22 protein-coding genes are annotated in these 24,099 nt (G+C 70.0%); 10 read left to right on the top strand and 12 right to left on the bottom strand.

Annotated features, from left to right (window positions below):
• Positions 1-46 precede the first annotated feature (46 nt).
• The 6 genes from K7W41_RS01925 to K7W41_RS01900 form a co-directional block, all read right to left on the bottom strand.
• Positions 47-736, bottom strand: a complete 690-nt coding sequence (locus K7W41_RS01925; RefSeq protein WP_318010889.1) for a polysaccharide deacetylase family protein — start codon at positions 734-736, stop codon at positions 47-49.
• Complete coding sequence (locus K7W41_RS01920) at positions 733-1,851, bottom strand: MGDG synthase family glycosyltransferase (RefSeq protein WP_224604134.1); 1,119 nt, start codon at positions 1,849-1,851, stop codon at positions 733-735. The genes K7W41_RS01925 and K7W41_RS01920 overlap by 4 nt, the downstream gene beginning before the upstream one ends.
• Entirely contained in the window at positions 1,848-2,993 is a 1,146-nt protein-coding gene (locus K7W41_RS01915) for an LptF/LptG family permease (protein ID WP_224604132.1), read from the bottom strand. Before K7W41_RS01915 ends, K7W41_RS01920 begins: the two co-directional genes overlap by 4 nt.
• Before the next feature lie 138 nt (positions 2,994-3,131).
• Positions 3,132-3,560: a 3-hydroxyacyl-ACP dehydratase FabZ gene (fabZ, locus tag K7W41_RS01910; RefSeq protein WP_224604128.1), complete on the bottom strand. Its 429-nt coding sequence runs from the start codon at positions 3,558-3,560 to the stop codon at positions 3,132-3,134.
• A 120-nt stretch (positions 3,561-3,680) separates the two neighbouring features.
• Positions 3,681-4,721, bottom strand: a complete 1,041-nt coding sequence (gene mreB / locus K7W41_RS01905; RefSeq protein WP_107136290.1) for a rod shape-determining protein — start codon at positions 4,719-4,721, stop codon at positions 3,681-3,683.
• 90 nt (positions 4,722-4,811) lie between these two features.
• Positions 4,812-5,096 (bottom strand): hypothetical protein, encoded by a 285-nt coding sequence (locus K7W41_RS01900; protein WP_224604125.1) that lies wholly within the window; start codon positions 5,094-5,096, stop codon positions 4,812-4,814.
• A 218-nt stretch (positions 5,097-5,314) separates the two neighbouring features.
• Here K7W41_RS01900 and K7W41_RS01895 point away from each other — a divergent pair, with 218 nt between their 5' ends.
• From K7W41_RS01895 to K7W41_RS01885, 3 genes are all read left to right on the top strand, one after another.
• Positions 5,315-5,569, top strand: coding sequence for a hypothetical protein (locus tag K7W41_RS01895; RefSeq protein WP_221090425.1), 255 nt, complete (start codon positions 5,315-5,317; stop codon positions 5,567-5,569).
• A 169-nt stretch (positions 5,570-5,738) separates the two neighbouring features.
• Positions 5,739-6,908 (top strand): acyl-CoA dehydrogenase, encoded by a 1,170-nt coding sequence (locus K7W41_RS01890; protein ID WP_318010888.1) that lies wholly within the window; start codon positions 5,739-5,741, stop codon positions 6,906-6,908.
• Positions 6,909-7,270: 362 nt separating this feature from the next.
• Positions 7,271-8,293, top strand: a complete 1,023-nt coding sequence (locus tag K7W41_RS01885) for a potassium channel family protein (protein WP_224604122.1) — start codon at positions 7,271-7,273, stop codon at positions 8,291-8,293.
• 562 nt (positions 8,294-8,855) lie between these two features.
• Here the strand turns inward: K7W41_RS01885 and K7W41_RS23445 are convergent.
• From K7W41_RS23445 to K7W41_RS01860, 4 genes are all read right to left on the bottom strand, one after another.
• Positions 8,856-10,901: an HD domain-containing phosphohydrolase gene (locus K7W41_RS23445; RefSeq protein WP_318010887.1), complete on the bottom strand. Its 2,046-nt coding sequence runs from the start codon at positions 10,899-10,901 to the stop codon at positions 8,856-8,858.
• 5 nt (positions 10,902-10,906) lie between these two features.
• Positions 10,907-12,220 carry a S8 family peptidase gene (locus tag K7W41_RS01870; protein WP_224604118.1) on the bottom strand — a complete coding sequence of 438 codons (1,314 nt, stop codon included), beginning with the start codon at positions 12,218-12,220 and terminating at the stop codon, positions 10,907-10,909.
• A gap of 211 nt (positions 12,221-12,431) precedes the next feature.
• Entirely contained in the window at positions 12,432-13,646 is a 1,215-nt protein-coding gene (locus tag K7W41_RS01865; RefSeq protein WP_224604115.1) for a YkoP family protein, read from the bottom strand.
• A 52-nt stretch (positions 13,647-13,698) separates the two neighbouring features.
• A complete protein-coding gene (locus K7W41_RS01860) occupies positions 13,699-15,144 on the bottom strand; it encodes a carboxylesterase/lipase family protein (RefSeq protein ID WP_224604112.1) in 1,446 nt (481 codons plus the stop codon).
• Positions 15,145-15,268: 124 nt separating this feature from the next.
• Between K7W41_RS01860 and K7W41_RS01855 the strand changes: the two genes are divergently transcribed.
• Positions 15,269-17,005, top strand: coding sequence for a hypothetical protein (locus K7W41_RS01855; protein WP_224604110.1), 1,737 nt, complete (start codon positions 15,269-15,271; stop codon positions 17,003-17,005).
• Positions 17,006-17,050: 45 nt separating this feature from the next.
• Here K7W41_RS01855 and ilvD read toward each other — a convergent pair whose 3' ends face one another.
• The gene (gene ilvD / locus K7W41_RS01850; protein WP_224604109.1) at positions 17,051-18,745 is read right to left on the bottom strand and encodes a dihydroxy-acid dehydratase; all 1,695 of its coding nucleotides are present in this window, start codon (positions 18,743-18,745) and stop codon (positions 17,051-17,053) included.
• Positions 18,746-18,837: 92 nt separating this feature from the next.
• Between ilvD and K7W41_RS01845 the strand changes: the two genes are divergently transcribed.
• The 6 genes from K7W41_RS01845 to K7W41_RS01820 all read left to right on the top strand — a co-directional run bounded on the left by K7W41_RS01845 (position 18,838) and on the right by K7W41_RS01820 (position 23,177).
• The gene (locus K7W41_RS01845) at positions 18,838-18,999 is read left to right on the top strand and encodes a hypothetical protein (RefSeq protein WP_224604108.1); all 162 of its coding nucleotides are present in this window, start codon (positions 18,838-18,840) and stop codon (positions 18,997-18,999) included.
• A 261-nt stretch (positions 19,000-19,260) separates the two neighbouring features.
• Positions 19,261-19,437, top strand: a complete 177-nt coding sequence (locus K7W41_RS01840; RefSeq protein ID WP_224604107.1) for a hypothetical protein — start codon at positions 19,261-19,263, stop codon at positions 19,435-19,437.
• A 45-nt stretch (positions 19,438-19,482) separates the two neighbouring features.
• Positions 19,483-19,863 (top strand): hypothetical protein, encoded by a 381-nt coding sequence (locus K7W41_RS01835; RefSeq protein WP_224604106.1) that lies wholly within the window; start codon positions 19,483-19,485, stop codon positions 19,861-19,863.
• A gap of 115 nt (positions 19,864-19,978) precedes the next feature.
• On the top strand, positions 19,979-20,305 hold the full coding sequence (locus K7W41_RS01830; protein WP_224604105.1) for a hypothetical protein: 327 nt from the start codon (positions 19,979-19,981) through the stop codon (positions 20,303-20,305).
• Entirely contained in the window at positions 20,305-21,288 is a 984-nt protein-coding gene (locus tag K7W41_RS01825) for a DUF6745 domain-containing protein (protein WP_224604104.1), read from the top strand. Before K7W41_RS01830 ends, K7W41_RS01825 begins: the two co-directional genes overlap by 1 nt.
• Positions 21,289-21,329: 41 nt before the next feature.
• Positions 21,330-23,177, top strand: a complete 1,848-nt coding sequence (locus K7W41_RS01820) for a vWA domain-containing protein (RefSeq protein WP_224604102.1) — start codon at positions 21,330-21,332, stop codon at positions 23,175-23,177.
• A gap of 94 nt (positions 23,178-23,271) precedes the next feature.
• Here K7W41_RS01820 and K7W41_RS01815 read toward each other — a convergent pair whose 3' ends face one another.
• A complete protein-coding gene (locus K7W41_RS01815; protein ID WP_224604101.1) occupies positions 23,272-24,072 on the bottom strand; it encodes an intradiol ring-cleavage dioxygenase in 801 nt (266 codons plus the stop codon).
• Between the last annotated feature and the right edge of the window lie 27 nt (positions 24,073-24,099).

Below are 24,099 nucleotides of genomic sequence, written 5' to 3'. Positions count from 1 at the left end.
CAGTGTAGGGCGCGGGCGTCGCTGGAAACGGCAGGGCTGGGCAGCCTTATGGGTGAGTTGCCAACTCCTTCAGCGTCACTGACCTCAATCCCCGCTGTTGCATGGCCCGCAGCAGGTCCGGCAGCATGGGCACCGTGACCCGCGCGCCGGGTCCCGCGTCGTGCAAGACGACCACCGCGCCAGGGCGCAGGCGGGGAAGAAGGGCCTGCACCGTGCCCTGCGGCGTTGCCCCCTTCTGCCAGTCGCCGCCCTCCACGCTCCAGTGGGCGCCGCGCAGCCCTGCCGTCCGCTGGCCCAGAATGGTCGCCAGGGTGTAGGCCCCGTGGGGCGGGCGGTGCAGGGTGACCGGCTGCCCCGTCACGGCCGCAATGCGCCGCGCCGCCTCACCAGGGTCCAGAAACGCCGACCACGGCGACCGCACCCAGGCATGGAGGTGCCGCGCGGCGTGGGCCTGCACCTCGTGGCCCTCGGCCAGCAGGCGCCGCACCAGGGCCGGGTGCGCCTCGGCGTGGGGGGCCAGCACGAAGAAGGTGGCGTGCATCCCCGCCGCCTTCAGGGCGTCCAGCACAGCGGGCGTGGTCTGGGGGTCTGGGCCGTCGTCAAAGGTAAGGGCCAGCTGCCCGGGGCGCGGCGGCCCCTCGCGCAGCACCCCCAGATTCAGCCGCTGCACCAGCAGGTACGGCAGGCCGATGTACCCCAGCAGCAGGGCGCCCCCCCAGGCCAGGGTGCGCCTCATGCCCGCCCCAGGCGGCGCAGCAGTTCGGCGGCCACGCGGTCGGCGGCGTCGGGCTGGCTGGCGGCGCGGGCAGCGCGGGACATGCGGGCGTGCTCGTCCCTGTCCAGGGCGCGCCGCACGGCCGGGCGCAATTCGGCCAGCGTGCGGGCCCAGATGGCCGCGCCTCGGCGTTCGAGGTACAGGGCGTTGTATTCCTCCTGGCCGGGGATGGGCGCGTGAATCACCATCGGCACGCCCAGGGTGGTGGCCTCGGCCACGGTCAGCCCACCCGCCTTGCCCACCACCAGATCGGCGGCGGCCAGCAGTTCGGGAAACGAGGTGGTAAAGCCCAGGCGGTGCAGCGTGGCCCCGCCCAGCTCCGCCACTCCGTGCCCGTCGGCGCCGGCCAGCACCAGCACCTGCACGCGCACCCCCAGGTTTGCCAGTTCGGTCAGCACCCGGCCCTGCGCGCGGTAGCTGCCGGTGCCGCCTGCCGAGAGCAGAATCAGCGGCAACTCTGGGTCCAGGCCGTGTTTGGCCCGCAGCGCCGCCTTGTCCGCGCCTATCAGTTCGCGGTAGATGCCGGCAATGGGAATGCCCGTGACCGCCACGCGCTCCGGCGGAATGCGGCAGCCCAGCATCTGCTCGCGCGCCTCCTCGCTGGGCACCATCAGCAGGTCGGCTTCAGCGCGGGCCCAGTGCTGGTGCACCCGGTAATCGGTGACCACCAGCGCGTTCAGGAATTCGGCCCCGGTGCGGCGGCGCACGTTGTCGGCCAGGGCCACGGGCGTGGGGTACGAACTCACCACCGCTTCCGGGCGCACCTCGTGCACGTCGCGGCGCATGGCGCGGTAGCCCAGCCAGCCGAACACCTGCGCGGTGGGCGCCTGCTCGCGGTCGGTCCACTGGTAGAAGGCGCGGTACACCGCCGGCATGTGCCGCACCCACAGGTCATAGGTGCCCGCCGTGACCGTGCGTTCCACCGGGCTCATGTATTTCAGCAGGTCGGCGTGGCGCACCTGCAGCGGTACGCCCCGGGCCCGCAGGGCGGCGTCCAGCGCCCCGTTCGCCTGGTGGTGCCCACTACCGAACGACGCCGACACGATCAGCGCGCGCAGCGGGTCCCCGGCGGTCACGCGCGCCTCAGCAGGGTCAGCCCCAGGGCCAGAAACGCGATATTCGCCAGCCACACACCCAGTTCAGGGAAGGCGGGAGAAGCCCCCGCCACCGTGAGCCCCACCAGAAACAGCAGGTAATACGCCACGGCCAGCGCCAGCGCCACCCCCAGGCTGACCCCCAGCGTGCGGCCAAAGCGCAGGGCGAACGGCAGCGCCGCCAGCGCCAGCACGAGGTTGGCAAAGGGCAGCGCCAGCTTGCGGTTCAGGCTGAGGCGGGCCTGCTGCCGGTCCTCGGGCTTGGCCGCCGGGTCGCGCAGGATGGCGGTCAGCTCGCGCCATCCCTGGGCATCGGCCCCGATGGCGTCGGCGTATTTCGCCAGCGTCTCCTTGCGGCTCAGGCCCGTGTCCACGGTGAGGGGATCACTGGTCTTTTCCGGCACGATCACGCTGGGAAACACCGCCTGCACCGCCGCGCGAAAGGCCGCCGGGTCGCCCTCGGGCAGCCGGGTAAGTTGCCGGGCCGCTGCGAAATCCACGGCAAAGGTGGCGTAGTCCCGCAGGGTCAGCCGCTGCCCTTCGTAGGTCCCCCGCTCGGCCAGGATGAGGGTGCCGCGCTGGTGGTTGTCCGCCTGCCACTTCTCCACCCGCACGCCCTGCAACTCGCGCGTTGCGGCGTCATAGCCGCGCAGGTACAGGGTCAGGCCACCTCCCAGGTCCACCGTTTTGCCTGCCAGCTGCCCCAGCCCGGCGCCGGTCAGCGTGTCCCAGTACAGGCCGCGCGTCTCTACATTGGCGCGTGGCGCCACCCACAGGCTCAGCCACACGCTCAGCGCTGTGACCAGCAGGGCAGTCACCGCCGCTGGCCGTGCCACCTGCCCCAGGCTGATCCCCCCCGACTGCACCGCCACCAGTTCGCGCTCGGTGTTCATGCGGCCAAAAGCCACCACGGTCATCAGCACCACCGCCATGGGGAGCACCTTCACCAGCGTGTCGGGCACCTGATACGCGATCCATTGCCCCACCAGCCCCAGCGGCACGCCCTGCAACCACTGGCTGGACACGAAAAAGTACCCGAAGCACAGAATGGCCGTGAACAGCGCCGTCCCGGCCAGCAGCGGCGGCCACAGCTCGGCGGTGACAAGGCGGGTGAGTCGGGTCATGAGGGGCCTTCGGCCCCGGAAGTGGGGCGTGGGTTGTGGGAAGTGGGGAAAGGCAGAAAACCAGCTCCCCTGGTCCGCTTTGCCTGGAAAAAGGGCCTAGGGCTGCGTTGTTTCCACTCCCCACTCACCACTGACCACTTACCCTTTGGCAACGGCAAACAGAATCGTCGCCTCCGCCGCCAGTTCCCCGTCCACCTCGGCGCGGCAGGTGGTTTTGCCCAGGCCCCGGCGCAGGAATTCCAGCTTGACGTGCAGGTGCAGCTGATCGCCGGGAATCACCTTGCGTTTGAAGCGGGCGCCTTCCACGCCGGCCAGATAGCCCACGGTGCCGGGTTCCAGTTGCCCGTGCAGGCAGAACATGCTGGCCTGCGCCAGGGCTTCCACGATCAGCACGCCGGGCATCACGGGTTCCTGGGGAAAGTGCCCCGGAAAGTAGGGCTCGTTCACGCTGACATTTTTCAGCGCATGCACGGTACCGCCCTCGGCCGAAAGCACCCGGTCCACCAGCACAAAGGGAAAGCGGTGGGGCAGGGTCTGCAGGACCTCTTGAATCAGGATGGGGGACATGAAGCCTCCTTTTGAGCTCTGGGCTCTGGGCCATGAGCCATGGGCAAAAACAGGGGAGAGCGCGCCGGGGCGACCCTCTCCCACCTCATGGCCCAGAGCCTCTGGCCCACGGCTGTCTTTTTACCGCCGCAGGTAGTTGTCGCTGCTGACCAGGCTGTCGCCCAGGACCGGAATCATTTCCAGGGCCATGCCGGTGCCCACGGCCACGGCCTCCACGGCGTTTTCGGCCACCGCCACCGGAATGCCGGTGGTCTGGCGCAGCAGTTCGTCGAAGTTGCGCAGCAGCGAACCGCCGCCGGTCATCACGATGCCACGGTCAATGATGTCGCTGACCAGTTCGGGCGGGGTGATTTCCAGCACCCGCTTCACGCCCTCCACGATCTTGGTGACGGGTTCCGACAGGGCCTCGACCACATCGGTGGAATCCAGGCTGATGGTCTTGGGCAGACCGTTCACCAGGTCGCGGCCACGCACCTCGGCGGTCAGGTTCTCGGCGTCATCGAGCAACATCGCTGCGCCCACCTTCACCTTGATTTCCTCGGCAGTGCGCTCACCAATCAGGACGTTGTGCTTGCGCCGCACGTAGCGGATGATGCTTTCGTCGAACTCGTTGCCTGCCACGCGCATGGACTCGGAGACCACGATGCCGCCCAGCGAGATCACGGCCACGTCAGTGCTGCCCCCGCCGATGTCCACGACCATGCTGCCCACCGGCTCGGCGATTTTCAGGCCCGCGCCAATGGCGGCGGCCAGGGGTTCTTCGATCAGGAAGGCGCGCTTGGCATTGGAGTTCAGCGCGGCGCGCAGCACGGCGCGTTTTTCCACGTCGCTGACGTTGCTGGGCACGCCCAGCATCAGCTGCGGCTTGAAACCGAACAGCCGGCCCGCGCTGCCCTGCACCTTCTGAAGGAACATGGAAATCATCTTCTCGGTCAGGCCCTCGTCGGCAATCACGCCGTCCTTGATGGGCCGCACCGCCACGATGCCGCCGGGGGTGCGCCCGATCATGCGGTACGCCTCTTCCCCCACGGCCTTGACCTGCTTGTTGTCGCGGGCCATGGCAATCACGCTGGGTTCCTGGAGCACCAGGCCCCGGCTCTTGCTGTAAATCAGGAACGTGGCCGTTCCCAGGTCAATTCCGATGTCTTCAGACAGCCTCACTTTGCCTCCGGTACAAACCCCACAATCGTACCACGCACCATGAGGGCCGCCTAAAGCGGCGTGAGAAGCGCACGAACCCGCGCCCCGCGCTTACCCCCGGGGCTTGACATATGCCGCCGCCGCCGCCACCAGGCTGGTGAGCACCATCAGGCTCAGGGCCTGGGCCACGCCGCTCCAGTGGGCCACGCCCAGCGCCTCGGCCAGGGGCCGCACCAACGCCCCCAGCGAGCGCAGCCACAGCGGCCCGCCCCCGGAAATCGAGCCCAGCAGCCCCAGGGTCAGCAGCCCCAGCACGCCGGTCAGGGCAAACAGCAGCAGGCACAGCACCCAGCCCAGCACCCGCCCCGCGCGCCCTCTTACGTCCGTCTGTGCCATTGCGTGCCGCCCCCGATCATTGCGGGGCATTGTAAAGGGCCAGGGGCCGGGACGTGCGCCCTCCAAGTAGCTCGCTGTTGATCTTTAGATCAACCGAGCGGAGCGAGAAGCGAACAAAGTGCCTCACCCCGAGAATGGAAACGTTTCTGCGCTGTTCTGAAACGTTGGAATGGGAGGGGTGAGGCACTTAAAAGGAGGGGAACGCTAGACTTCCCCGCGTGACCCTGCCCGCCCGCGTTCGCGTGACCTGCCCCCCGCTGCCCCTGGCCCCCGCCCTGCGCGCCGCCGCCGCGCGCCTGTGCCCCCAGGCCCCCGCCGCCCATCTGACCGCCGCCGCCCTGGCGATTGCCGGCGGCACCGTCATTGGCGCCCACCTGCGCTGGGACGGCGGCGAGGCCGCTGCCGTCGAAACCGGCTGGCGCGGCCGGGGCATTGAAGAGGCGCTGGCGGAGGCTGTGGGCCGTAGCGTGTAGGACAATCGGGCCTGATGGGGTCTCTGGCCCTGACGAACGTGAACCCCAGAGCGAGGCACCACAGCAACCCCATCTGACAGGACGCAGGCCCTTCCCGCGCACCGCCCCCTGCGGCCCGCCTCCCTCGTTTCCCCCAATCTCCCTAACGCCCGTTTGGTAGCCTGCACCCATGACCGTCACCGACGCCCCCGGCATGACCTTCGCGCTCAGCGACGACCAGCGCCTGATCGTGCAGCATGTGCGCGACTACGCCCGCGCGGAACTGGCGCCCAAGGCCGCCGAGTATGACCGCAGCGGCGAGTACCCGCGTGAACAGCTGCGCGGGCTGGCCGAGCTGGGCCTGCTGGGCGCCACCGTCCCCGAACGCTGGGGCGGCGCGGGCCTGGACAGCGTGACCTACGCCCTGTGCCTGGAAGAAATTGCCGCTGCCGACGCCAGCGTGGCCGTGATTGTCTCGGTGCAAAACGGCCTGCCAGAACAGATGATTCTGCGTTACGGCACCGACGAGCAAAAAGCGCGCTACCTGCAGCCCCTGGCGAGTGGAGAGCACATCGGCGCCTTTTGCCTGACGGAAAGCGGCGCGGGCAGCGACGCCGCCAGCCTCCGCATGCAGGCGGTGCGCGACGGTGACCACTGGGTGCTCAGCGGCACAAAGGCCTGGATCACCAGCGGCGGGCAGGCCGACACCTATCTGGTCATGGCGCGCACGGGCGGCAGCGGCGCGCGCGGCGTGTCGTGCTTCATCGTGGAAAACGGCACGCCGGGGCTGTCCTTTGGCAAGCCCGAGGAAAAACTGGGCCTGCACGCCTCGCACACCACCACGGTCACCTTTGAGGAGGTGCGCGTGCCCCACGCCAACATGGTGGGCGAGGAAGGCCAGGGGCTGATCATCGCGCTGGCCAGCCTGGACGCCGGGCGCATTGGCATTGCCATGCAGGCCCTGGGCATTGCCCGCGCCGCGCTGGAACATGCCACGCACTACGCGGCAGAGCGCGAGCAGTTTGGCAAGAAACTGCGTGAATTCGAAGGGGTGTCTTTTAAGATTGCCCGCATGGCTGCGCGCATTGAGAGTGCCCGGCTGGTGGCCCTGAAAGCCGCGTGGCTCAAAGACCAGGGTAAGCCTTACGGCAAGGAAGCCAGCATGGCCAAACTGCTTGCCAGCGAGGCGGCGGTGGACGGCACCCGGGACGCCATTCAGATTTTCGGCGGCAACGGCTACAGCCGCGAGTACCCCGTCGAGCGCCTGTACCGCGACGCCAAGGTGACTGAAATCTACGAGGGCACCAGCGAGATTCAGCAGCTGGTGATCAGCCGCGCCGTGTTCGCCGAACTGACCTGACGGGCGCTGGGCCGGTGCGGGGCGCCGGCACCGCCGGTGGTGCGCCAGCAGGGGAGAGCCGCAAAGACGGGGTCCCCGGATGCCTGCTGGTGGAGGCCACCGCCCGGGTATAGGGGGTTCGGCAAGGCGGTTGGGGCCGCTGTGCTCCACCGTGCGAGAGCCGGGTCTGCCCATGCGTGGCACAAGCTCACCGCTGCGGGTGGCTCCAAGAAACTTTCGTGCGGTTCTGGATGCGCCCGCACCCACGGCCCCGACCGTCGCAGGTGCTCGGACCGCGCCTCCCTTCCCCCCAGGGCCCAGGCGCCGAACATGAAGAGAGCCCACCTCGCGGGGCTGTTTGACCAAGCGCGACAATACCCGCCATGCGCCAACTCCTGTGGATTCCCGGGCTGGTTCTGGTGGTCGGCGTGCTCGTGGATCTGCTGGTCACCTGTATTCAGGCGGGGGAGGGCCGCCTGAACCGCGCCGCGCAGCGCCTGCTGTATGCGGGGCTGCACCTGATCGCGCAGCGCACGCGCCGCCGCGGGGTGCTGTACTGGAGCACGCCTGTGCTCATCACTGGCTCGCTGGTGGTGTGGACCATGCTGACGTGGCTGGGCTGGACCCTGATTTTCTGGTCCCAACCGGGGGCGCTGATAGGCGCAGACAGTGGGCAGCCCGCCACCTTCCTGGCCACGTTTTATTTCGTGGGCTATACCCTCAGCACCCTGGGCCTGGGCGAGATCATCGCCCCCGAGCCCATGTGGCGCATCCTGACCGACGTGGCTGCCATTTCAGGCTTTTTTCTGCTGACGTTTGCCATCACCTTTATCGTGCCCGTGGCGCAGGCTCGGGCCGACCGGCGCGAACTGGCGCTGGCCCTGCACCGCGCCGGCCCGGGCGCCCAGGCCCTGATCCTGAACGCCTACACCGACCATGACCGGGGCCTGCACAGCCTGACGGTGGACCTGCACAGCGTGCTGAACCGGGTGGACGCCGCCCACATGAATACGCCGTACCTGCACCGCCTGCGCGACCACCATGCCCAGGACGCCCTGGACCTGCACCTGCCGGCTCTGGGCGAAGCGCTGCTGATTCTGTTCTCGGCGCTGGACGCTGAGCCTCCGCGCGGTCTGCGCCGGGCCCTGACCAGTGTGGACAGCCTGAGCCGCACCTTCGTGGAGACCCAGGGCGGCCCCCTGCCGCCCCCACCTCCCTTCCCAGATCTGGGCGCCCTGCGCCGCGCTGGTCTGCCCCTGAAAAGCGACGCCGAACTTCAGGCAGGCCTGCACGCGCACGCCGAACTGCGCCGCCGCCTGCACGCCATGAGCCGCGCGGGCCTCTGGGACTGGGCGGAGGTGGCCGAGCCGCAGGGCACGCCGCCCCTGAACACCAGGGCGTCGTAACCGAAGGAGCCCCCTCTTGCGGTGCGGGAGGGGCCGGGCTTGCCCAGCCGTGTCCGCAATGGTCCGGACCAGTTTTCAGGCGGTGGGGTGGCCGGCAGACCTGCTTCTTGCTGTTCCCCTGGGGCTTCGTTTTGTCTCGATAGGGACGGCCTGCATGGCATACGGGCGTCACGTCTGACCTCAGCGGTGGCCCCACACCCCGGTGTGCCTTGGTCCCAAATCGTTCTGTGGAGCAGGGGCGGCGAGCCGATCATCACTGGTGCGCCCAGGTTTCAAACCCGGGCAGGCCGAAACGGTGAAAACGTCGTCTGACAGCGGTATTCCGTTCCGCCCTGGGGATGAAGGGACCCCCTCAACTCTAACCGCTGTCTGTCGCGGTCACTCGCTCCGTTCGCCCCACAAGACCTGAAGGGGAACCCTTCAGGTCTTGTGGTTACCGCTATGAAACGCTTGGGACCCTTCTCCTGCCCCGCTTTTCAAGCCCTGACCTCTGTTCCGCACTTCTTTCACTACGCCAACAAAGGACAGAAGCGCCGCGGTAGCCGAGCCGCCAAAGCCTCGATCAGTCGGCGTCGGGCTCCACGTCGTAGAGGGCGGGATCACCCGCTGTGCGTTCGGCCAGCAGCTGCTCAAAGACCCCCAGAATAGGCGCCACATCCTCTTCGGGCAGTGGCAGGGCGTGGTCCTGGCCGGGGGCTGCGTCGGGGAGCACCTGCAGCGCCGCGGCGACAATGGTGGGATCAAATTGTCGCCCGGCCTGCGCCTGAATCTCCTGCAGCGCCTGCTGGGTGGTCCAGGCCGCCTTGTAGGGCCGCGACTGCGTCAGAGCGTCAAAGACATCGGCCACCGCCACAATGCGCCCGGTCAGCGGAATGGCCTCGCCGCGCAGGCCCAGGGGATAGCCGCTGCCGTCCCAGCGTTCATGGTGCGTGCGCGCAATCTCCTCGGCCAGGCGCAGCAGCGCTGACTGCCCCCCCGACAGGATGCGCCCACCAATCAGGGTGTGCTGCTGCATCTGGCGGTATTCCGCCGGGGTCAGGTGCCCCTTTTTCAGCAGGATGCGGTCCGGAATGCCAATCTTGCCCACATCGTGCAGGCGGGCGGCGATGCCCAGCATGCTGGCCTGGGCCGGGGGCCAGCCCAGCGCCTGGGCAATGCGGGCGGCGGCGCGGCCCACGCGCCGGGTGTGGTCGCCAGTGGTGTCGTCGCGGTACTCGGCGGCCATCGCCAGGCGCGTGACCACCTCGTGCTGGGCGCGGGCCAGTTCGGCGGTGCGTTCTTCCACCTGCCGCTCGGCCGCCTCGCGCGCCTCCTGGGCCAGGGTGGTGCGCATCTGGTACAGCCGCGTTTCCTGGTGGGCCCGCTCCACCTCGAACAGGATGGCCAGCTGCCGGGTCTGCCGCTCGCGCTCACTGTCAAAGCGCTGGCGTTCCAGGCCGCGCAGGGTGTGGGCGTAGGCCAGGGCGCGCGCCGGGTCGCCCCGCCCTTCGTACACCTCCATCAGCGCCTCGGCGGCGTCGCCGTGCTCCTTGGGCAGTTCGGCCTGCACCGCCAGCCGCTCGGCTTCGGCCAGGTGCGCCTCGGCCTCGTCCAGGCGACCGGCGCGCAGGTGCAGGCGCCCCAGGTGCAGGCGCGCTTCGACCTGCCCCTGCACCAGACCGATTTCCAGTGCCAGGGCCAGCGCGGCGCCAAAGGCGTCCTGGGCCGCCTGGGCGGCGCCGGTGCGCTCATAGAGGATGCCCAGGGAATCCAGGGCATTGAGTTCGCCCATGCGAAAGCCCAGGGCGCGGCTGTGCTCCAGCGCAAGGTCCAGGTGCTGCCGCGCGGCCTCCAGCTCGCTGACCTCCAGCGCGAACGCCCCCAGGTTCAGCGCGCTGATGGCCTTGTGCTGCGGGTTGTGGCCGGCCGCCGTGGCCTGATACGCCGCGCCCATGACCTCGTAGGCCAGCCGGTGGTCGCCGTTCATGTGGTGCACCTGCGCCAGATTGTTCAGGATGGGCGCCACCAGCGCCGGATCGTCCGGCAGGGTGCGCGCCAGCCCGTAGGCCTGGTTCAGGTGCTCCAGCGCCTCTTTGTACTGGCCCAGCCAGCTTTCCTGGGTGCCAATGTTGGTCAGGCAGTGCACCTGCCCGGTCACGTCGCCGCGCTGCACGCGGATTTCCAGTGCCTGGTGCAGGTATTTGAGGGCCTGCGCCGCTTCGCCGCGGTGGTGGCTCACGGCCGCCAGCTGGTTCAGGGCCGTGGCCTGCTGATCCGGCAGGCCCTGGGCCGCCAGATCGTGCGCGCGCCGCAGCGCCGCGTGGGCGCCGTCCAGGTCGCCCCGCGCCAGCTGAATGCGGCCCAGCAGCAGCAGGGCCTCGGCCAGCGCGCTGGGGTGGGCCTGCGCGTCCAGGGTCTCGGCGGCCGCCTGCAGGCTCTGCAGGGCGCCGGGCAGATCCCCGGTGGCGTGCAGGGCCCGCCCGCGCCACAGCAGCCGCTGCCCCGCAGGGGCGGCCCCGGGGTCCAACTCTTCGAGCAGCGCCAGGGCGCCGGCCGGGTTGGTGTCCAGCAGCGCTTCGACCGGGTGCGGGGTGCGGGAAGCCGCAGAATCGGAGGTCTGGGCTGCCACGCCGCCTAGTTCCGCAGGACGCTCGTCAGGAAAGCCGGGAGGTCCAGGCGGCCCTTGGTGCCCAGGCGATCCTTGTAGGCGCTGTTGGCGCCATTGGCATACACGTTGAAGGCCGAATCCGCCATCTTGCGGCTGAGGTCTGACAGGGACACCTTGAGGGGTTCGCCCAGAGCCAGGGCCAGCCCGCCCGTCACCATGGGCGCCGCCATGGACGTGCCGCTCCAGGCCGCCACGCGGCCATCGGGCGCGGGGGCCGAGACGGCTTCGCCCGGTGCCACCAGTTCCAGGTTGGTGCTGTAGTTGGAAAAGCTGGATTTCAGGTCGCGCAGGTCCACGCTGCCCACGCTGAGCAGGTGGTTGCCCAGCGTGCCCTTGGTCTCGGCGAGGCTGGCCGGCGAGGTCAGGCGGTCCATGTCGTTGTTGCCCGCCGAGGACACCACCAGCACGCCCGCCTCGGTGGCGCGGCGCACGGCGTCTTGCACGGTGGGCGAGTTCTGGTCGCTCCCCAGGCTCAGGTTGATCACGCGCGCCCCCTGGGCCACGGCGTAGTCAATGGCCTGCGCGACCATCACCACGTCGCCCGAGCCGTCGGGGCCCAGCACCCGCAGCGGCAGGATTTTGGCGCGCGGGGCCACCTGCAGCACAATGCCCGCCACGTTGGTGCCGTGGCCGTAGGCGCCCTGGCCCGCCACGCCTTCTTCCTGGGGCCGCGCGTCACCGCCGTAGAAATCCTTCCAGGTTGAGGGCGGTGTCAGGGCGCCGGCAAACGCCGGGTGCGCCAGGTCAATGCCGCTGTCAATCACGGCCACCGTGACGCCCGACCCCAGATTGCGGGCCATGCCCTGGGCCTGTTCCAGCCCGATTTTCTGCCACAGCGCGGTGTTCTGGGGCAGCATGGCGTAGCTGCCGCCCGCCCACATGCTCATGGAGCCCCCGGCCCACATACTCATGGAGCCGCCCGCCCACATGCTCATGGAGCCGTTCATGACGGCTGTCACGGCCCCGCCGCCGCCAAAGACGTCGCGGTTGGCTTCCTGCTGCACCGTGCGGCCACCCAGGGCCTGCAGGCCGCGCACCGGGGGCGCCTCTAAGCCAATGAGGGCCACGCAGGCCTCGGCGCAGTCGGCCTCTGGCCATGACAGCACGGTGCCGCCCAGGGCGCGTGCCAGCGTCTCCGGGGTGTCCCCAGGAAGCACCGACACCCGCGCCACAGTGGTGGGCCGGGCCACCTGGGGGGCCCCCGGCGCGGTCCAGGTCGAGGTCGCGCAGCCCGCCAGCAGGGCGGCAGTGACGCCAAGCAGAGGAAGAAAACGGTTCACAGGCGGCCTCCAGGCCAGAAATGAGAGGGAAGAGAGAACAACACGCCAGCTTGTATTGTGGCCATGCGCCGGGGTTTTGCCTATCCCACCGCTGGTGGATTCGGTGCAAGCCCGTTGTGAGGATTTATACGGCACGGTCATGTTTCACCTGGAACTTGGGGGGAAAGACCTGCCGTATGACAGTTAGAGTAAGCCAAAACCTGCCAGATGTTCAGCCTTCCACCCCTGGATGCCCCCGATGGGTGGCGTGACGGCGGATCAGCTCCTCGCGGGCCATGACCGCCAGCCGCGGCACGTGGACTTTCTCTGGATCAGAGACCCCGTAGGCGCGGCGCAGGGTCCGCGACCACCAGGTCAGGCGGCGGCGGTGCGCGGGCGGCAGGTCGAGGACCGTGAAGCCGTACAGCGCCAGCACGTCGGCAAAGATGCTGATGCTGAACACCGCCGGGTGCTCGCGGCAGGCCGGGTCATCCTGCAGGGCGGCGGCGAGGTCCCGAATGGAGTGCGTCACAATGCGCCGCCCCGCCAGTGGCCGCTCGGCCAGTTCGACGAGGCGGGCGCTGTCCAGGTGAAACTCGGTGAGGCGCTCGCCGCGCCGGATGGTGAGGCCCCCGGGCAACTGGGGATGGGGCACCGTCACGTCGGCCAGCGGATAGGACGCCGCGCCCACCCGGAAGAGGCTGCTGACGTGGCCCCCAATGCGGTGGATGCCCCCCAGGCGGTCGTACAGCACATCCACCCCTTGCAGCGCGGTGGCGGGCAGGTCGCGCCAGTTCTCAGGCCGCACGCCCCGCAACCCGTCCAAGCCCCGGACCTCGTAACCACGCGCCTGCAGGTTGCCCAGCAGTGGGGGCAGGTGTACAGCCGCCGCCGGATCGGTGCCGGACCGCTGCAGCAGCGCGCCGGGGCGCCGCCCGCGCAGTGGCCCGCCCCACGCGCCGCCCGGCTGGCCCACCACGGGCGTCAGGCCGCTCCAGCGCCCAGCCAGGGCGGCGGCCACCCGGCTCACCCCGGGGCCGGGGGCGAACAGGGTGGGGGGCGTGCCCAGCAGGGCCGCGAAGTCATGCCGGGCCACCCGCACCTGCCGGGCCAGCGCCCACGGACCAGTCCACGGCCCCCGTCCCACCAGGGGCAACACCGTGTGCCCTTCGCGGGCGGCCTGCTGCACCAGGGCCGGGTGGGCGCGGGCGGCTGCCTGGTCAAAGAGGAAGGTGGCGGTGGCGCCGGCCGCCGGCAAGGCGCTCAGCAGGGGGGGCGTCACCTGGGGGTCCGGGCCACCTTGCAGCAGCAGCCCCACCCCTGGCTGGGCACTGCGGGCCCGGCGCACGGTGCCCAGCCCGGCCCAGCGCGCCGCACGTTCAGCCGCCCAGGCGAGGCCGCCCAGGGCCGCCCCCAGCGCCAGCACCCGCCCCCACGCCCTGTTCACAGCGGCCACTGTAGCAGCCTGCCCTGCGCGGGGCAGCGGGGCCACGGTCCCTTCAGGGCATGGGGACCAGGGTGTCCTGCCACAGGGCGCGCCGGGCCTGTTCGCCTGCCGTGGAAAGGGTGAGCCCCGAGAGCGACAGGGCGGCCACCTGCGGCGCCGGGGCAGAGTATGCCGGCCAGTCTGGACCCGGCGAACCGCGATGCACAAACGCCGCCCACGCGGTCTGCATCTGGCGGGCCAGGTCGGTGCGGCGCCCGGCCTCGCCCCCACGCAGCAGCCCCGAGGCGTGGCCCAGCGGGCGCGGCCACAGAAACAGCAGGTCCATGCCGTGCGTGGCCCCCAGCCCAAACAGGCGGGTGCCCCAGTCGAAGCGGTAGCGGTACACCGGGGCCGCTGGCGGATGGGCTCCCAGCAGGGCGTCGTTGCCCACATGGAAAAACAGATCCGTGCCCAGGGCCACCAGGCCGTCCGGGGTGTCCGGGTACTGGGCCAGCACCGCGCGCACCTGCCCCGGCGCCAGGTGGGGCACCATCACCCGGGTCAGCAGGGCGCGGTCGGTGCGCGGAAAGATGCGGTCGGGCACCTTTACGAACAGGGAATAGTCCTCGCGGGCGGCGCCCAGCAGCAGCGGCACAGGGGCCGCCGGGGCCGCCAGCAGGGCCTCTGGGCCGCCCGGCAGCACCCGGCCGTCCAGAAAGGGGCGGGAATTCAGGCGCCGGGGCCGCACCTGTTCCAGGCGGTGCAGCGCCCGCACGAACGCGCCCGGCGGCAGGGTGAGCAGCCGGTCCACGGTGCGCGGGCCCACGCCCAGCACGTCGGCATACGCCTGCGCCAGCGCAAGGCTGTTGTCCCAGGGACTCACCTGATTCAGCGTGCCGCTTTGCAGGATGGCCCCGGCGATCCAGGGGGCGGCCTGGGGATCGCGCAGCATCAGCGCCGCCGCCACGGCCCCCGCCGATTGCCCCCCCACCGTGATGCGCGCCGGGTCCCCGCCAAAGGCCGCGATGTTGGCCGCCACCCAGCGCAGGGCCGCCACCTGATCCTGGTAGCCCGCATTGGGGGTGAACCGCTCGTCCCCGAACAGACCCCCAAAGTTGGCGTAGCCCAGCGGCCCCAGGCGCGAATTGACCGTGACCACCACCACGCCGTGCCGGGCGGCGTACTCGCGCCCGTCGTACAGGCGCCCGCTGCCCGCGCGAAAGGCCCCGCCATGCAGCCACAGCAGCACCGGGTGGCCGCAGCCCTCGGGCGGCGCCCAGATGTTCAGGGCCAGGCTGCCCTCGGCAGGCCGGGCCAGTGTGACCGAGGGGTCCAGGGGCTGCAGCACGTCCGGGGCGTAGGCCCGCGCGTCCCGCACCCCCGTCCAGCCGGGGTGCGGCTGGGGCGGCGCAAAGCGCAGCGGGCCACAGGCGGGCGCGGCGTAGGGCACGCCCAGCCACGTGCGGGCGGCCTGGGTGCCCACCCGGAGGTCCAGGCCCTGAAGGCGGCCAGTGGCCATGTCAACCAGCGTGGGCACGGCTGACCTTAGCAGGTGGGCCAGGGCCGCGCCCAGGGTATGCTGACCGGCAGCTCAGTTGCGCTTTGCCTCTCCCTGCCGCTCTGCACTTTGCCCCGAGGTGTTCATGCCCACATCCCACACCATCCGCGCTGGCCTGCTGGCGCTGCTGGGCGGCGGTTTGCTGCTGCCCGCCGCCGGTCAGAGCCCCGAGCCCGACCCCGCGCTGCTGCGCGCAGCCGCCACCCTGTACGCCACCGCCCAGGTGGGCGCCGTGGTGCGTGACTGGTGCCTGAAGGTGGCCCCGGCCCAGCGCGCCACGACCGAACAGGGCTACGCCGCGTGGCGCGCCGCCGCCGGGCTGCCGGGCATCGAAGCGTACCTGCAGCGCCACGCCGCCGCGCAACTGCCCGCGCTGCGCGCCCCGGCCGAGGAACGCCGCGCCCAGCTGTACGCCGAACTGGACCGGGCCAGCCAGAACCCGGCCGCCGACTGCCGCACCATTCAGGCGCAGCTGACCGAGCAGGTGAATCTGGCCACCCTGAACCCGCAGGAGTACGCGCTGACCCAGGCGCTGCGGCGGGGCCCAGCGGCGCCCGTCACTCCGCCCCCGGCCGTATCTTCTGCCTCGGGCGACGGCGGCCCCTTCATTACCGGCACCGCCTTCAGTCCCCTGGCCCGCGCCGGGGTGCAGGCCCTGCTGGGCAAGGCGGGCGGGCAGCCGCCTTACCGGGGAGGTGGGCCCCTGAAAACGGGCACCTACGGCTGCGTGATGCAGCAGACGAACGATTTCGAGACCCTGCTGTCGCTGACCAGCTACACCCTGACCCTGTACAGCGACCAGGGCGTGCGGGTGACCGACCAGCAGTACCGGAGCCAGAGCAGCGGCGCCGTGTCCCCCCTGAAGAACCTGGAGGGCACCTACCGCTATCAGCCCGCCACAGGCGAGCTCTCGGCCCAGGCCGACTTCGCCAATGATGACCTGACAGAACTGCTGGGCCCCAATGGCCGCTACGACGGCGTGGGCGACGACGAGCCGCTGTACAACATCTTCCGCGTGCTCACCGACCGCAGCGGCACTCCCATGATTTACGGCCAGCAGGCGTACGGCTACCGCGACGGCCGCGTGACCGTGTGCCGCTACGCGGGCGCCGCGCAGGGCACCTCACCTGTGGCCCAGGCCCGGCAGGCGGCGCAGGCCGAGGCCGAGCGGCTGAACCGCTACCGCCTGAAGTCCAATGCCGGCCCCACCCTGGCCCAGATTGAGGGGCTGCTGCACACCTACGAGAACGAGTACGTGGGCATCAACGTGCTGGGCCGCGAGACCACCATTCTGCTCCTGAAAGACGGCACGGCCTACCTGAACCTGCGCTGGAGCCCCAACGATCTGGACGTGGCGGCCTCGCGCAGGGGCGAGCCGAAAGCCTGGACCAAGTGGCGCCGGCAGGGCGGCGGCTACGAACTGCTGGAGGGCGGGCGCTGGGTGCCCAGCAAAGGCACGCTGGGGTATCCGGCCAGCAAAAACGAGGCCATCAGCGGCAGTTACCGCTTTTTCAGTGCGTACACCTCGGGCACCCTGATGAACGGGGCCACCGCGTCCAGCGAGGACACCTACCGCTTTGGCCCGGGCCAGCAGTTCACCCGGCTGGGCCACAGCGGGGTGGCCGGCACCCTGAATACGGGCGCGGCAGTGACCACAGGCGCGGCCAGCGGGCCGTCCACCCGGGCGGGGGGCACGTACACCTTCAGCGGCTACACACTGGAACTCCGGCGCGGCGTTGAGGTGACCCGCACCTACGCCTTTTACTGGAGCAGGGACAAGAAGAATCTGAATATCGGCGGCACCACCTACACCCGCGAATAGGCGCGGGGCGGGGCAAAGCGCCTGCCCCGCCCCGCAGCTGCCCCCTCAGTCGGTGTACGCCCCCACCGCCGCGCTGCTCACCAGCTTGGCGTATTTGGCCAGCACGCCGCGCGTGTAGCGGGGTTCCGGGGCCACCCAGGCGGCGCGGCGCCGCTCCAGTTCGGCCGGGTCCACCTGCAGGTTTAGCACCCGGGTCTCGGCGTTGAGCTCAATCGTGTCGCCTTCCTGGACCAGCGCAATGGGGCCGCCCACGTAGGCTTCGGGTGCCACGTGCCCCACCACCAGCCCAAAGGTGCCGCCCGAGAACCGCCCGTCGGTGATCAGGCCCACGCTGTCGCCCAGCCCCTTGCCAATGATCGCGGAGGTGGGCGAGAGCATCTCGCGCATGCCGGGGCCGCCCTTGGGGCCCTCGTAGCGGATCACCAGCACGTCGCCGGCCCGGATCTGGTCGGCCATGATCGCGTGCATGGCCTGTTCTTCAGAGTCGAACACGCGCGCGGGCCCGGTGATCTTGATGCTCTTCAGGCCGCTGATTTTCGCCACGCTGCCTTCGGGCGCGAGGTTGCCGCGCAGAATGGCGAGGTGGCCCTCGGTGTACACCGGCTGATCAAAGGGCAGAATCACGTCCTGGCCCGCGTCCGGAGCGTCCGGCTCGTCGGCCAGATTCTGGGCCACCGTCTGGCCCGTGACCGTCAGGCAGTCGCCGTGCAGCAGCCCGGCCTTGAGCAGCATTTTCATGACGCGGGGAATGCCGCCCACCACATGCAGGTCGGTGGCCACATAGCGCCCACTGGGCTTCAGGTCGCAGAACACCGGGGTCCGCTCCCGGATCCGTTCAAAGTCGTCCAGGGTCAGGTTCACGTCGCAGGCGTGGGCAATGGCCATCAGGTGCAGCACGGCGTTGGTGGACCCGCCCACGGCCATGATGACGGTGATGGCGTTCTCGAACGCCTCTTTGGTCAGAATGTCGCGCGGGCGGATGTTCTGTTCAATCAGGCGCAGCAGGGCGCGGGCGCTGTCGGCGCTGGAGACGGCCTTTTCGGCGTCCACGGCGCTCATGGTGCTGGAAAAGGGCAGGCTCATGCCCATCGCCTCGAAGGCGCTGCTCATGGTGTTGGCGGTGTACATGCCCCCGCAGCTGCCGTTGCCCGGACAGGCGCGCTTTTCGATCTCGGTGAATTCCTCACGGCTGATCTTGCCGGCCCCATAAGCCCCCACCGCCTCGAACACGCTCACAATCGTGAGGTCCTGCCCGTTATAGTGCCCCGGCTTGATGGTGCCGCCGTACACGAAAATGGCCGGAATATTCAGCCGCGCCATGCCGATCATGGCCCCGGGCATGTTCTTGTCGCAGCCGCCCACCACGATCAGGCCGTCGTGTGACATGCCCCGGCTGGCCGTCTCGATAGAATCTGCGATCACCTCGCGGCTCACCAGGCTGCACTTCATGCCCTCGGTGCCCATCGAAATGCCGTCAGAGACCGTGATGGTGCCGTAAATCTGCGGCATGCCGCCGCCCTCGCGGATGGCCCCGGTGATGTGATCGGCCAGTTCGCCCAGCCCGTTGTTGCACGGCGTGATGTTGCTCTGCGCGTGCGCCACGCCAATGATGGGTTTCTCGAAATCCCCATCCTCAAAGCCCACGGCGCGCAGCATGGCGCGGTTGGGCGCCCGTTCGTCGCCCTGCGTGACGTGGTGGCTGTTCCAGTTCAGTCGGTGCTTGCGGGCGGTGTCCGTCATGCCCCAAGGTAGCGGCACGGGGGCAGGCCCGGCGGGGAGAAGCACAGACAGGCGTTAGGCTGATCTGGGAGGCGGACCACATGGGGATTCGGGTGGGGTTTTCTTTCGCGGCCCCAGACGGGGTGCTCTCGCATTTTCTGGCCTCGCCCCTGCGTGACTTTCGGGCGTGGTACGACGAGATTCAGCACGAATATGGGGACGAAGTGGATCCAGCCCGGGTCGCGCTGCTGGATGAGGTGCTCAGCCACGGCTAAGGCGCACTGCTGCAGAAGAGTCGAACACAGCCTCGCCTGGAGGACCTTCTGCTCACGGATTACTACGGCCTGTTCGCCGATTTTCGCGGCGTATTGACACCTGCGGAGGACAGTTGGGTCAATCTTCGCCACTACCAAGCCCTGGAGGCTGGGCTGGCGGCCCGTGGATTTCCCCACGCGGCGGCCCTCCTCGCCTTTCTGTCTTCTGGTCGTCCCATCCTGCGTGATCCACAGCAGGCGCCTTTTTACTCTGAGGACGGTGTGTTCCGGCTTTCCTTCTGGACGGCCGACGAGGTGCGGCATCTTGCCTCGCAGCTGCAGGTGGTTGGGCCACAGGGGCCTGACCGCCCCGAGGACCTGGATGTCCTTCCAAACGTGCAACTGGCACTGGCCGCTGCCCTTGAACGCCAGACCGGCCTGCTGATGCTGGTGTGCTAACCCTTCATTCACGGAGCCAGCAGCGGCGCCGTGTCAAGCTGAGGCATGGCGCCCCACCTGGTCTTCGTCTACAACGCCGATGGTGGCCTGCTGAACAGCCTGAAGGACCTGTGGCACAAAACCGTCTCGCCGCACACCTACGACTGCCAGCTGTGCGCTGTGACCTACGGCCCGCTGGGCATGCGGCGTGAGTGGCGAACCTTCCTGCAGGGCCTGAACGCCCGGGTGACCTTTCTGCACCGCGATGAGGTGCGGGCCCAGTTTGGCCTGTCTGACCTGCCCCTGCCCGCAGCGTTCGTGGCACAGGGCGGCCAGTTGCACCCCTGGCTGACCGCCGAGGAGCTGCGCGCCACGCCCACACTGGACGACCTGATGGCCCTGGTGCAGCGGCGCTGGCCCCAGGCCCTGGCGCTGGCCGCCGCGTAAACGCTGGCCAAAGGTGGCCTCTTTGACAAATCGCTGCCCTTCCATTATGCTGTAGGCGTAATTGATTGTTGTGTTACCCTTTGTCCCGCGCCCACCTGCACAGGAGGTCCGTTCCATGTCCTTTCCCCTTTACCGCCACGGCGATGTGCTGCTTCAGGCCACCTCGGCGCCGGCCACGCCCCTGCACCGCCAGCCGCACCTGACGCTGGCCCACGGCGAGGTCACCGGCCACCGCCACCAGATTCGCGATCAGCACGCGGCGGTGCTGTACAGCGTGACGCCCACGCCCACCCCGGGCCGCGATCAGTTTCTGCACGTCACGGCGCCGCAGGCCACGCTGACCCATGAGGAACACGCATCCATTCGTCTGCCGGCGGGCTGGTACCGGGTGTGGCAGCAGCGCGAATACACCCCCGGCAGCGTGCGCGTGGTGCTGGATTAATGATCCGCTTTCAGAGCGGCGGGCGCACCTTCCGCCGCCCGGCCGCCCAGACCCCTGATCCCGCGCCGGCCGTGCCCCAGGCCCGGGTGCCTGCACGCCCCGTCACCCCCGCCCCGGTGACCCTCAGCCCCGAGGACGCGCGCGCCCGCCTGCGCCGGGGTGAAGGGTTCGCGGCGCTGGTGGTTACCGGGCCGCTGAACCTCTCGGGCAGCCGCTGGCTGCGCACCCTGCCGGACTGGCTGCGCTGCACGGCGCTGACGGTGGACGACTGCCCCCACCTCAGCACCCTGCCCGCCGATCTGCAGGCCGACCGCGTGAGTGCCCGCCGCTGCCCGGAGCTGCAGGACCTGGAAGGGCGACTGTCCATCCGCGAGGGCCTGAACCTCTCGGGCAGCGGCCTGCGGCGCATTCAGGCCGACCTGCACGCCACCCGGCTGATCCTGGCCGGCTGCCGCGACCTGGCGGCCATCGGCGGCGCGGTCAGCGTGGCGCATCTGGACGTGCGGCGCTGCGCCGCGCTGACCACGCTGGACGCTGGCCTGCACGTCACCCAGACCATTGACGTGGCGGGCAGCGGCCTGCGCGGCCTGCCCGGCCAGCTGCGCGCGGGCCTGCGCTGGAACGGAGTGCCCGTGGACGCCCGCGTGGCCTTTCACCCCGAGAGCCTGACAGGCCGCGACATCATGGCTGTGCGCAACGTGCAGCGGCGCCGGGTGCTGCTGGAGCGCATTGGCATTGACCGCTTTCTGGAGGACGTGGGCGGGCTGGTGCTGGACCGCGACCGCGACGCCGGGGGTGAACGCCGCCTGATCCGCGTGCCGTTTGACGACGACGAGGATCTGGTGGCGGTGCTGGTGCAGTGCCCTTCTACAGGCGGGCGCTACGCCCTGCGCGTGCCGCCCCACCTGCGCACCTGCCGCGAGGCGGTGGCCTGGACCGCAGGTCTGGCCGTGCACGACTACCATCCCACCCAGGAAGCCTGAGCCGGCCCGTTCCTGTTCCCTCACTTTCAAGGAGTTTTCCCATGACCCCCACCCTCAGCGCCCACGCCAGCTTTGGCCCCTCGCAACTGCTGGCGCAGCACGCCACCCCCGCCGATCTGCTGGTGCGCTTCCGCCTGCCCGGCAGCGGCGCCCGCCGCCCGGTGAACCTCGCCCTGGCCATTGATGTCAGCGGCAGCATGGCCGGCTCGCCCCTGAAACACGCCATCCGCGCCGCGCAGGCGGTGGTGGACAGCTTGGACGCGCAGGACCTGCTGAGCGTGGTGCTCTACGACGATTCGGTGACCACCCTGATTGCCCCCACGGCCGTCACGGACCGCGCGGCGCTGAAAGAGCGCATCGGCAGCATCCGCGCGGGCGGCCTCACCAACCTGTCGGGCGGCTGGCTCAAGGCCATTGAGCATGTGCAGGCCGGCGCCTCGGGGGAGCGGGTCAGTCGCGTGCTGGTGCTCACCGACGGGCAGGCGAACGTGGGCATCACCAGGGACGACGTGCTGATCAAGACCGCCGGGCAGAAGGCCGAGGCTGGCGTGGGCACCACCACGCTGGGCTTTGGGTCGTCCTTTAACGAGGACCTGCTGATGGGCATGGCGCGCGCGGCGGGCGGGAATTTCTATTTCATTCAGTCTGCCGACGACGCCCGGGACGTGTTCAGCTTTGAGCTGCAGACCATGAAGGCCGTGGTGGCCCAGAACCTCACCGTGACCCTCGCTCCGGCGCCCGGCGTGACGGTGGCGGACATCCTGAGCCTGCACCGCCCCGGCCCCCAGCCGCTGACCCTGGACCTGGGCGACGTGTACGAGGACGAGGACAAGCTGCTGGGCCTGCGCCTGAACCTCCCCGAACGGGGGGCCGGCCTCCACGAGCTGCTGACCGTGACCTACAGCGCCGACACCGTGCAAGGCGGCGCCATCGCCCGCCTGGAAGGCACCCTGCCGGTGCAGGCCACCTTTGGCCCGCTGGACGCCAGCGTGACCAACGACATTGAGGTGACGCTGGACCTTGCCCGCCTGCAGATTGCCCGCGCCAAGGAAGAAGCCGTGACCCTGGCCGACCAGGGGCAGCACGCCCAGGGCGAGGCGCTGCTGCGCCGCGTGGTGGCCGAGCTGACGGGCGCCGGCCTGCACGAGCACTTTGAGATTGCCGAGGAAATCGAGCAACTGGAGCACTACGCCGGGCGCATTGCCGCGCAGACCCTGGTGGGTGACAGCCGCAAGGAACTGATGGATCAGGCCTTCCAGGGCCGCGCCCGCACCCGCGCCGACATGACCGGCCGTGGGGTGACGGTGGACACCGCCGTGCTGGCGCTGCCAGTGGTGGCCGAGCCTGGAAGCGGCGTAGAACTGCAGTGCGTGCGCGAGGGCGGCAAGCTGCGGGTGCGGGTGGGCTCGGCGGGCTACGACCAGGGGCTGAACGTGCAGTTTCCCCGCGCCCTGCGCGCCGAGGGGGCCAGGTACGTGGTGGACGGCCTGGAGCCCAGCGCCGACGGGAGCTTCTACCGCGTGACCGGCGAGATTCGCCGCCTGCTGCGCGCCGGGGAAAGCGACCCGCTGCAGCACCTGAGCGTGGGGGGCCGGGGTGCGCCCCGCGCCGCCAGCCGCCCCGGCGTGACCAAGGCCGCGCGCACCGCCGCCGACCTGGACACCACCGACAGCAGCGCGGGCGGCATTCTGGTGCAGTGCGTCAAGGAAGGCAGCAAGCTGCGCGCCCGTGTGGTGCAGGACGGCTTTGAGCCCGACTGGAACATGCGCTTTCCCCGCTCCATCCGCGAGGAAGGCACCCTGTACGTGGTGGATGAAGTGAACACCGCCCCGGACGGCAAGAGCTACATCGCCAGCGGTGAAATCCGCCGCCTCGTGCAGCCGGTGTAAAGAGAAGGGGAGAGGCAAGGGGCCTGGACGCACCATGTCTAGGCCCCTTGCCGTTCTTCATGCCGGGGCCCCAGCGCGCCCCACCTACCCTGCTCTAGCCGAGATTCAGCCCCACATCGAACGTGGCCGTATAGCCCCCCACCGGGTCGCCCTTCACGCTCAGCAGCAGCTGTGAGCCGCCGTTGCGGTAAATCGCGTCCTGGGCATTGGGGGTGTCGGCCTTGCCCTTCTGGCTGTAGGGCGCGCGGGCGAACACGGCTGCGTTCACGCTTTCGGGGAAAAACAGCTGCGAGGTGAATTCACCTGTGGCCTGCCCGGCGGCGTTCAGGGGCCGCAGCTTGAAATGAATGTGCACCGCGCGCCCCGGATACCAGCCCGGGTAAATGGTCGTAAAGCTGGCCCGGCCCTGGGCATCCGTCACCTGCGAGCCGCGCAAGGCGTCGCCGCTGTTCCCCGCCACCCCGGAATAGGTGCCTAGGGCGTCGCAGTGCCACACGTCAACCAGCACGCCCGCGCGGGGGGTGCAGCCGCCTGCCGCCACGCGGGAGGTCACGAACACCAGCTTCAGCGGCACCCCCGGGCTCAGCCGGCCCGTCTGGCTGTCCTTGCGAAGGTCGCTGCGCCGGGGCTCGCCGTCCACGAAGTAGGGGCCCTCCGTCATGGCGGGGCGCACCACGCAGCCGGGCAGCCGCGCCGCGCCGCTGCCTGCACTGGTGCCCCCTGCCCCCCGCTGGGCCAGCACGCCGCCTGCCGTCAGGGCCGCTGCGCCGCCCCCCAGGCCCAGCAGCCGCAGGGCGTGGCGGCGGCTCAGGAGCGTGCCGATCATTTCATCGTCATGGTCTTCGCCCGGGGGCAGGTGAACGGGGGCTGGGTGCGGACTGTGTGGGTCATTCATGGCAAGCACCTCCGGGGAACAGGGCAT

The organism is Deinococcus multiflagellatus (assembly GCF_020166415.1).
Classification (GTDB): domain Bacteria; phylum Deinococcota; class Deinococci; order Deinococcales; family Deinococcaceae; genus Deinococcus; species Deinococcus multiflagellatus.
The sequence above is the reverse complement of the archived record's forward strand: the minus strand, read 5'-3'. Positions and strand labels throughout refer to the sequence as shown.

Coding starts and splice junctions, on each gene's coding strand:
- K7W41_RS01925 (WP_318010889.1), bottom strand. CDS start 736: ATGAGGCGCACCCTGGCCTGGGGGGGCGCCCTGCTGCTGGGGTACATC.
- K7W41_RS01915 (WP_224604132.1), bottom strand. CDS start 2,993: ATGACCCGACTCACCCGCCTTGTCACCGCCGAGCTGTGGCCGCCGCTG.
- fabZ (WP_224604128.1), bottom strand. CDS start 3,560: ATGTCCCCCATCCTGATTCAAGAGGTCCTGCAGACCCTGCCCCACCGC.
- K7W41_RS01900 (WP_224604125.1), bottom strand. CDS start 5,096: ATGGCACAGACGGACGTAAGAGGGCGCGCGGGGCGGGTGCTGGGCTGG.
- K7W41_RS01890 (WP_318010888.1), top strand. CDS start 5,739: ATGACCGTCACCGACGCCCCCGGCATGACCTTCGCGCTCAGCGACGAC.
- K7W41_RS01885 (WP_224604122.1), top strand. CDS start 7,271: ATGCGCCAACTCCTGTGGATTCCCGGGCTGGTTCTGGTGGTCGGCGTG.
- K7W41_RS01860 (WP_224604112.1), bottom strand. CDS start 15,144: ATGGCCACTGGCCGCCTTCAGGGCCTGGACCTCCGGGTGGGCACCCAG.
- K7W41_RS01855 (WP_224604110.1), top strand. CDS start 15,269: ATGCCCACATCCCACACCATCCGCGCTGGCCTGCTGGCGCTGCTGGGC.
- ilvD (WP_224604109.1), bottom strand. CDS start 18,745: ATGACGGACACCGCCCGCAAGCACCGACTGAACTGGAACAGCCACCAC.
- K7W41_RS01835 (WP_224604106.1), top strand. CDS start 19,483: ATGGCGCCCCACCTGGTCTTCGTCTACAACGCCGATGGTGGCCTGCTG.
- K7W41_RS01830 (WP_224604105.1), top strand. CDS start 19,979: ATGTCCTTTCCCCTTTACCGCCACGGCGATGTGCTGCTTCAGGCCACC.
- K7W41_RS01825 (WP_224604104.1), top strand. CDS start 20,305: ATGATCCGCTTTCAGAGCGGCGGGCGCACCTTCCGCCGCCCGGCCGCC.
- K7W41_RS01820 (WP_224604102.1), top strand. CDS start 21,330: ATGACCCCCACCCTCAGCGCCCACGCCAGCTTTGGCCCCTCGCAACTG.
- K7W41_RS01815 (WP_224604101.1), bottom strand. CDS start 24,072: ATGAATGACCCACACAGTCCGCACCCAGCCCCCGTTCACCTGCCCCCG.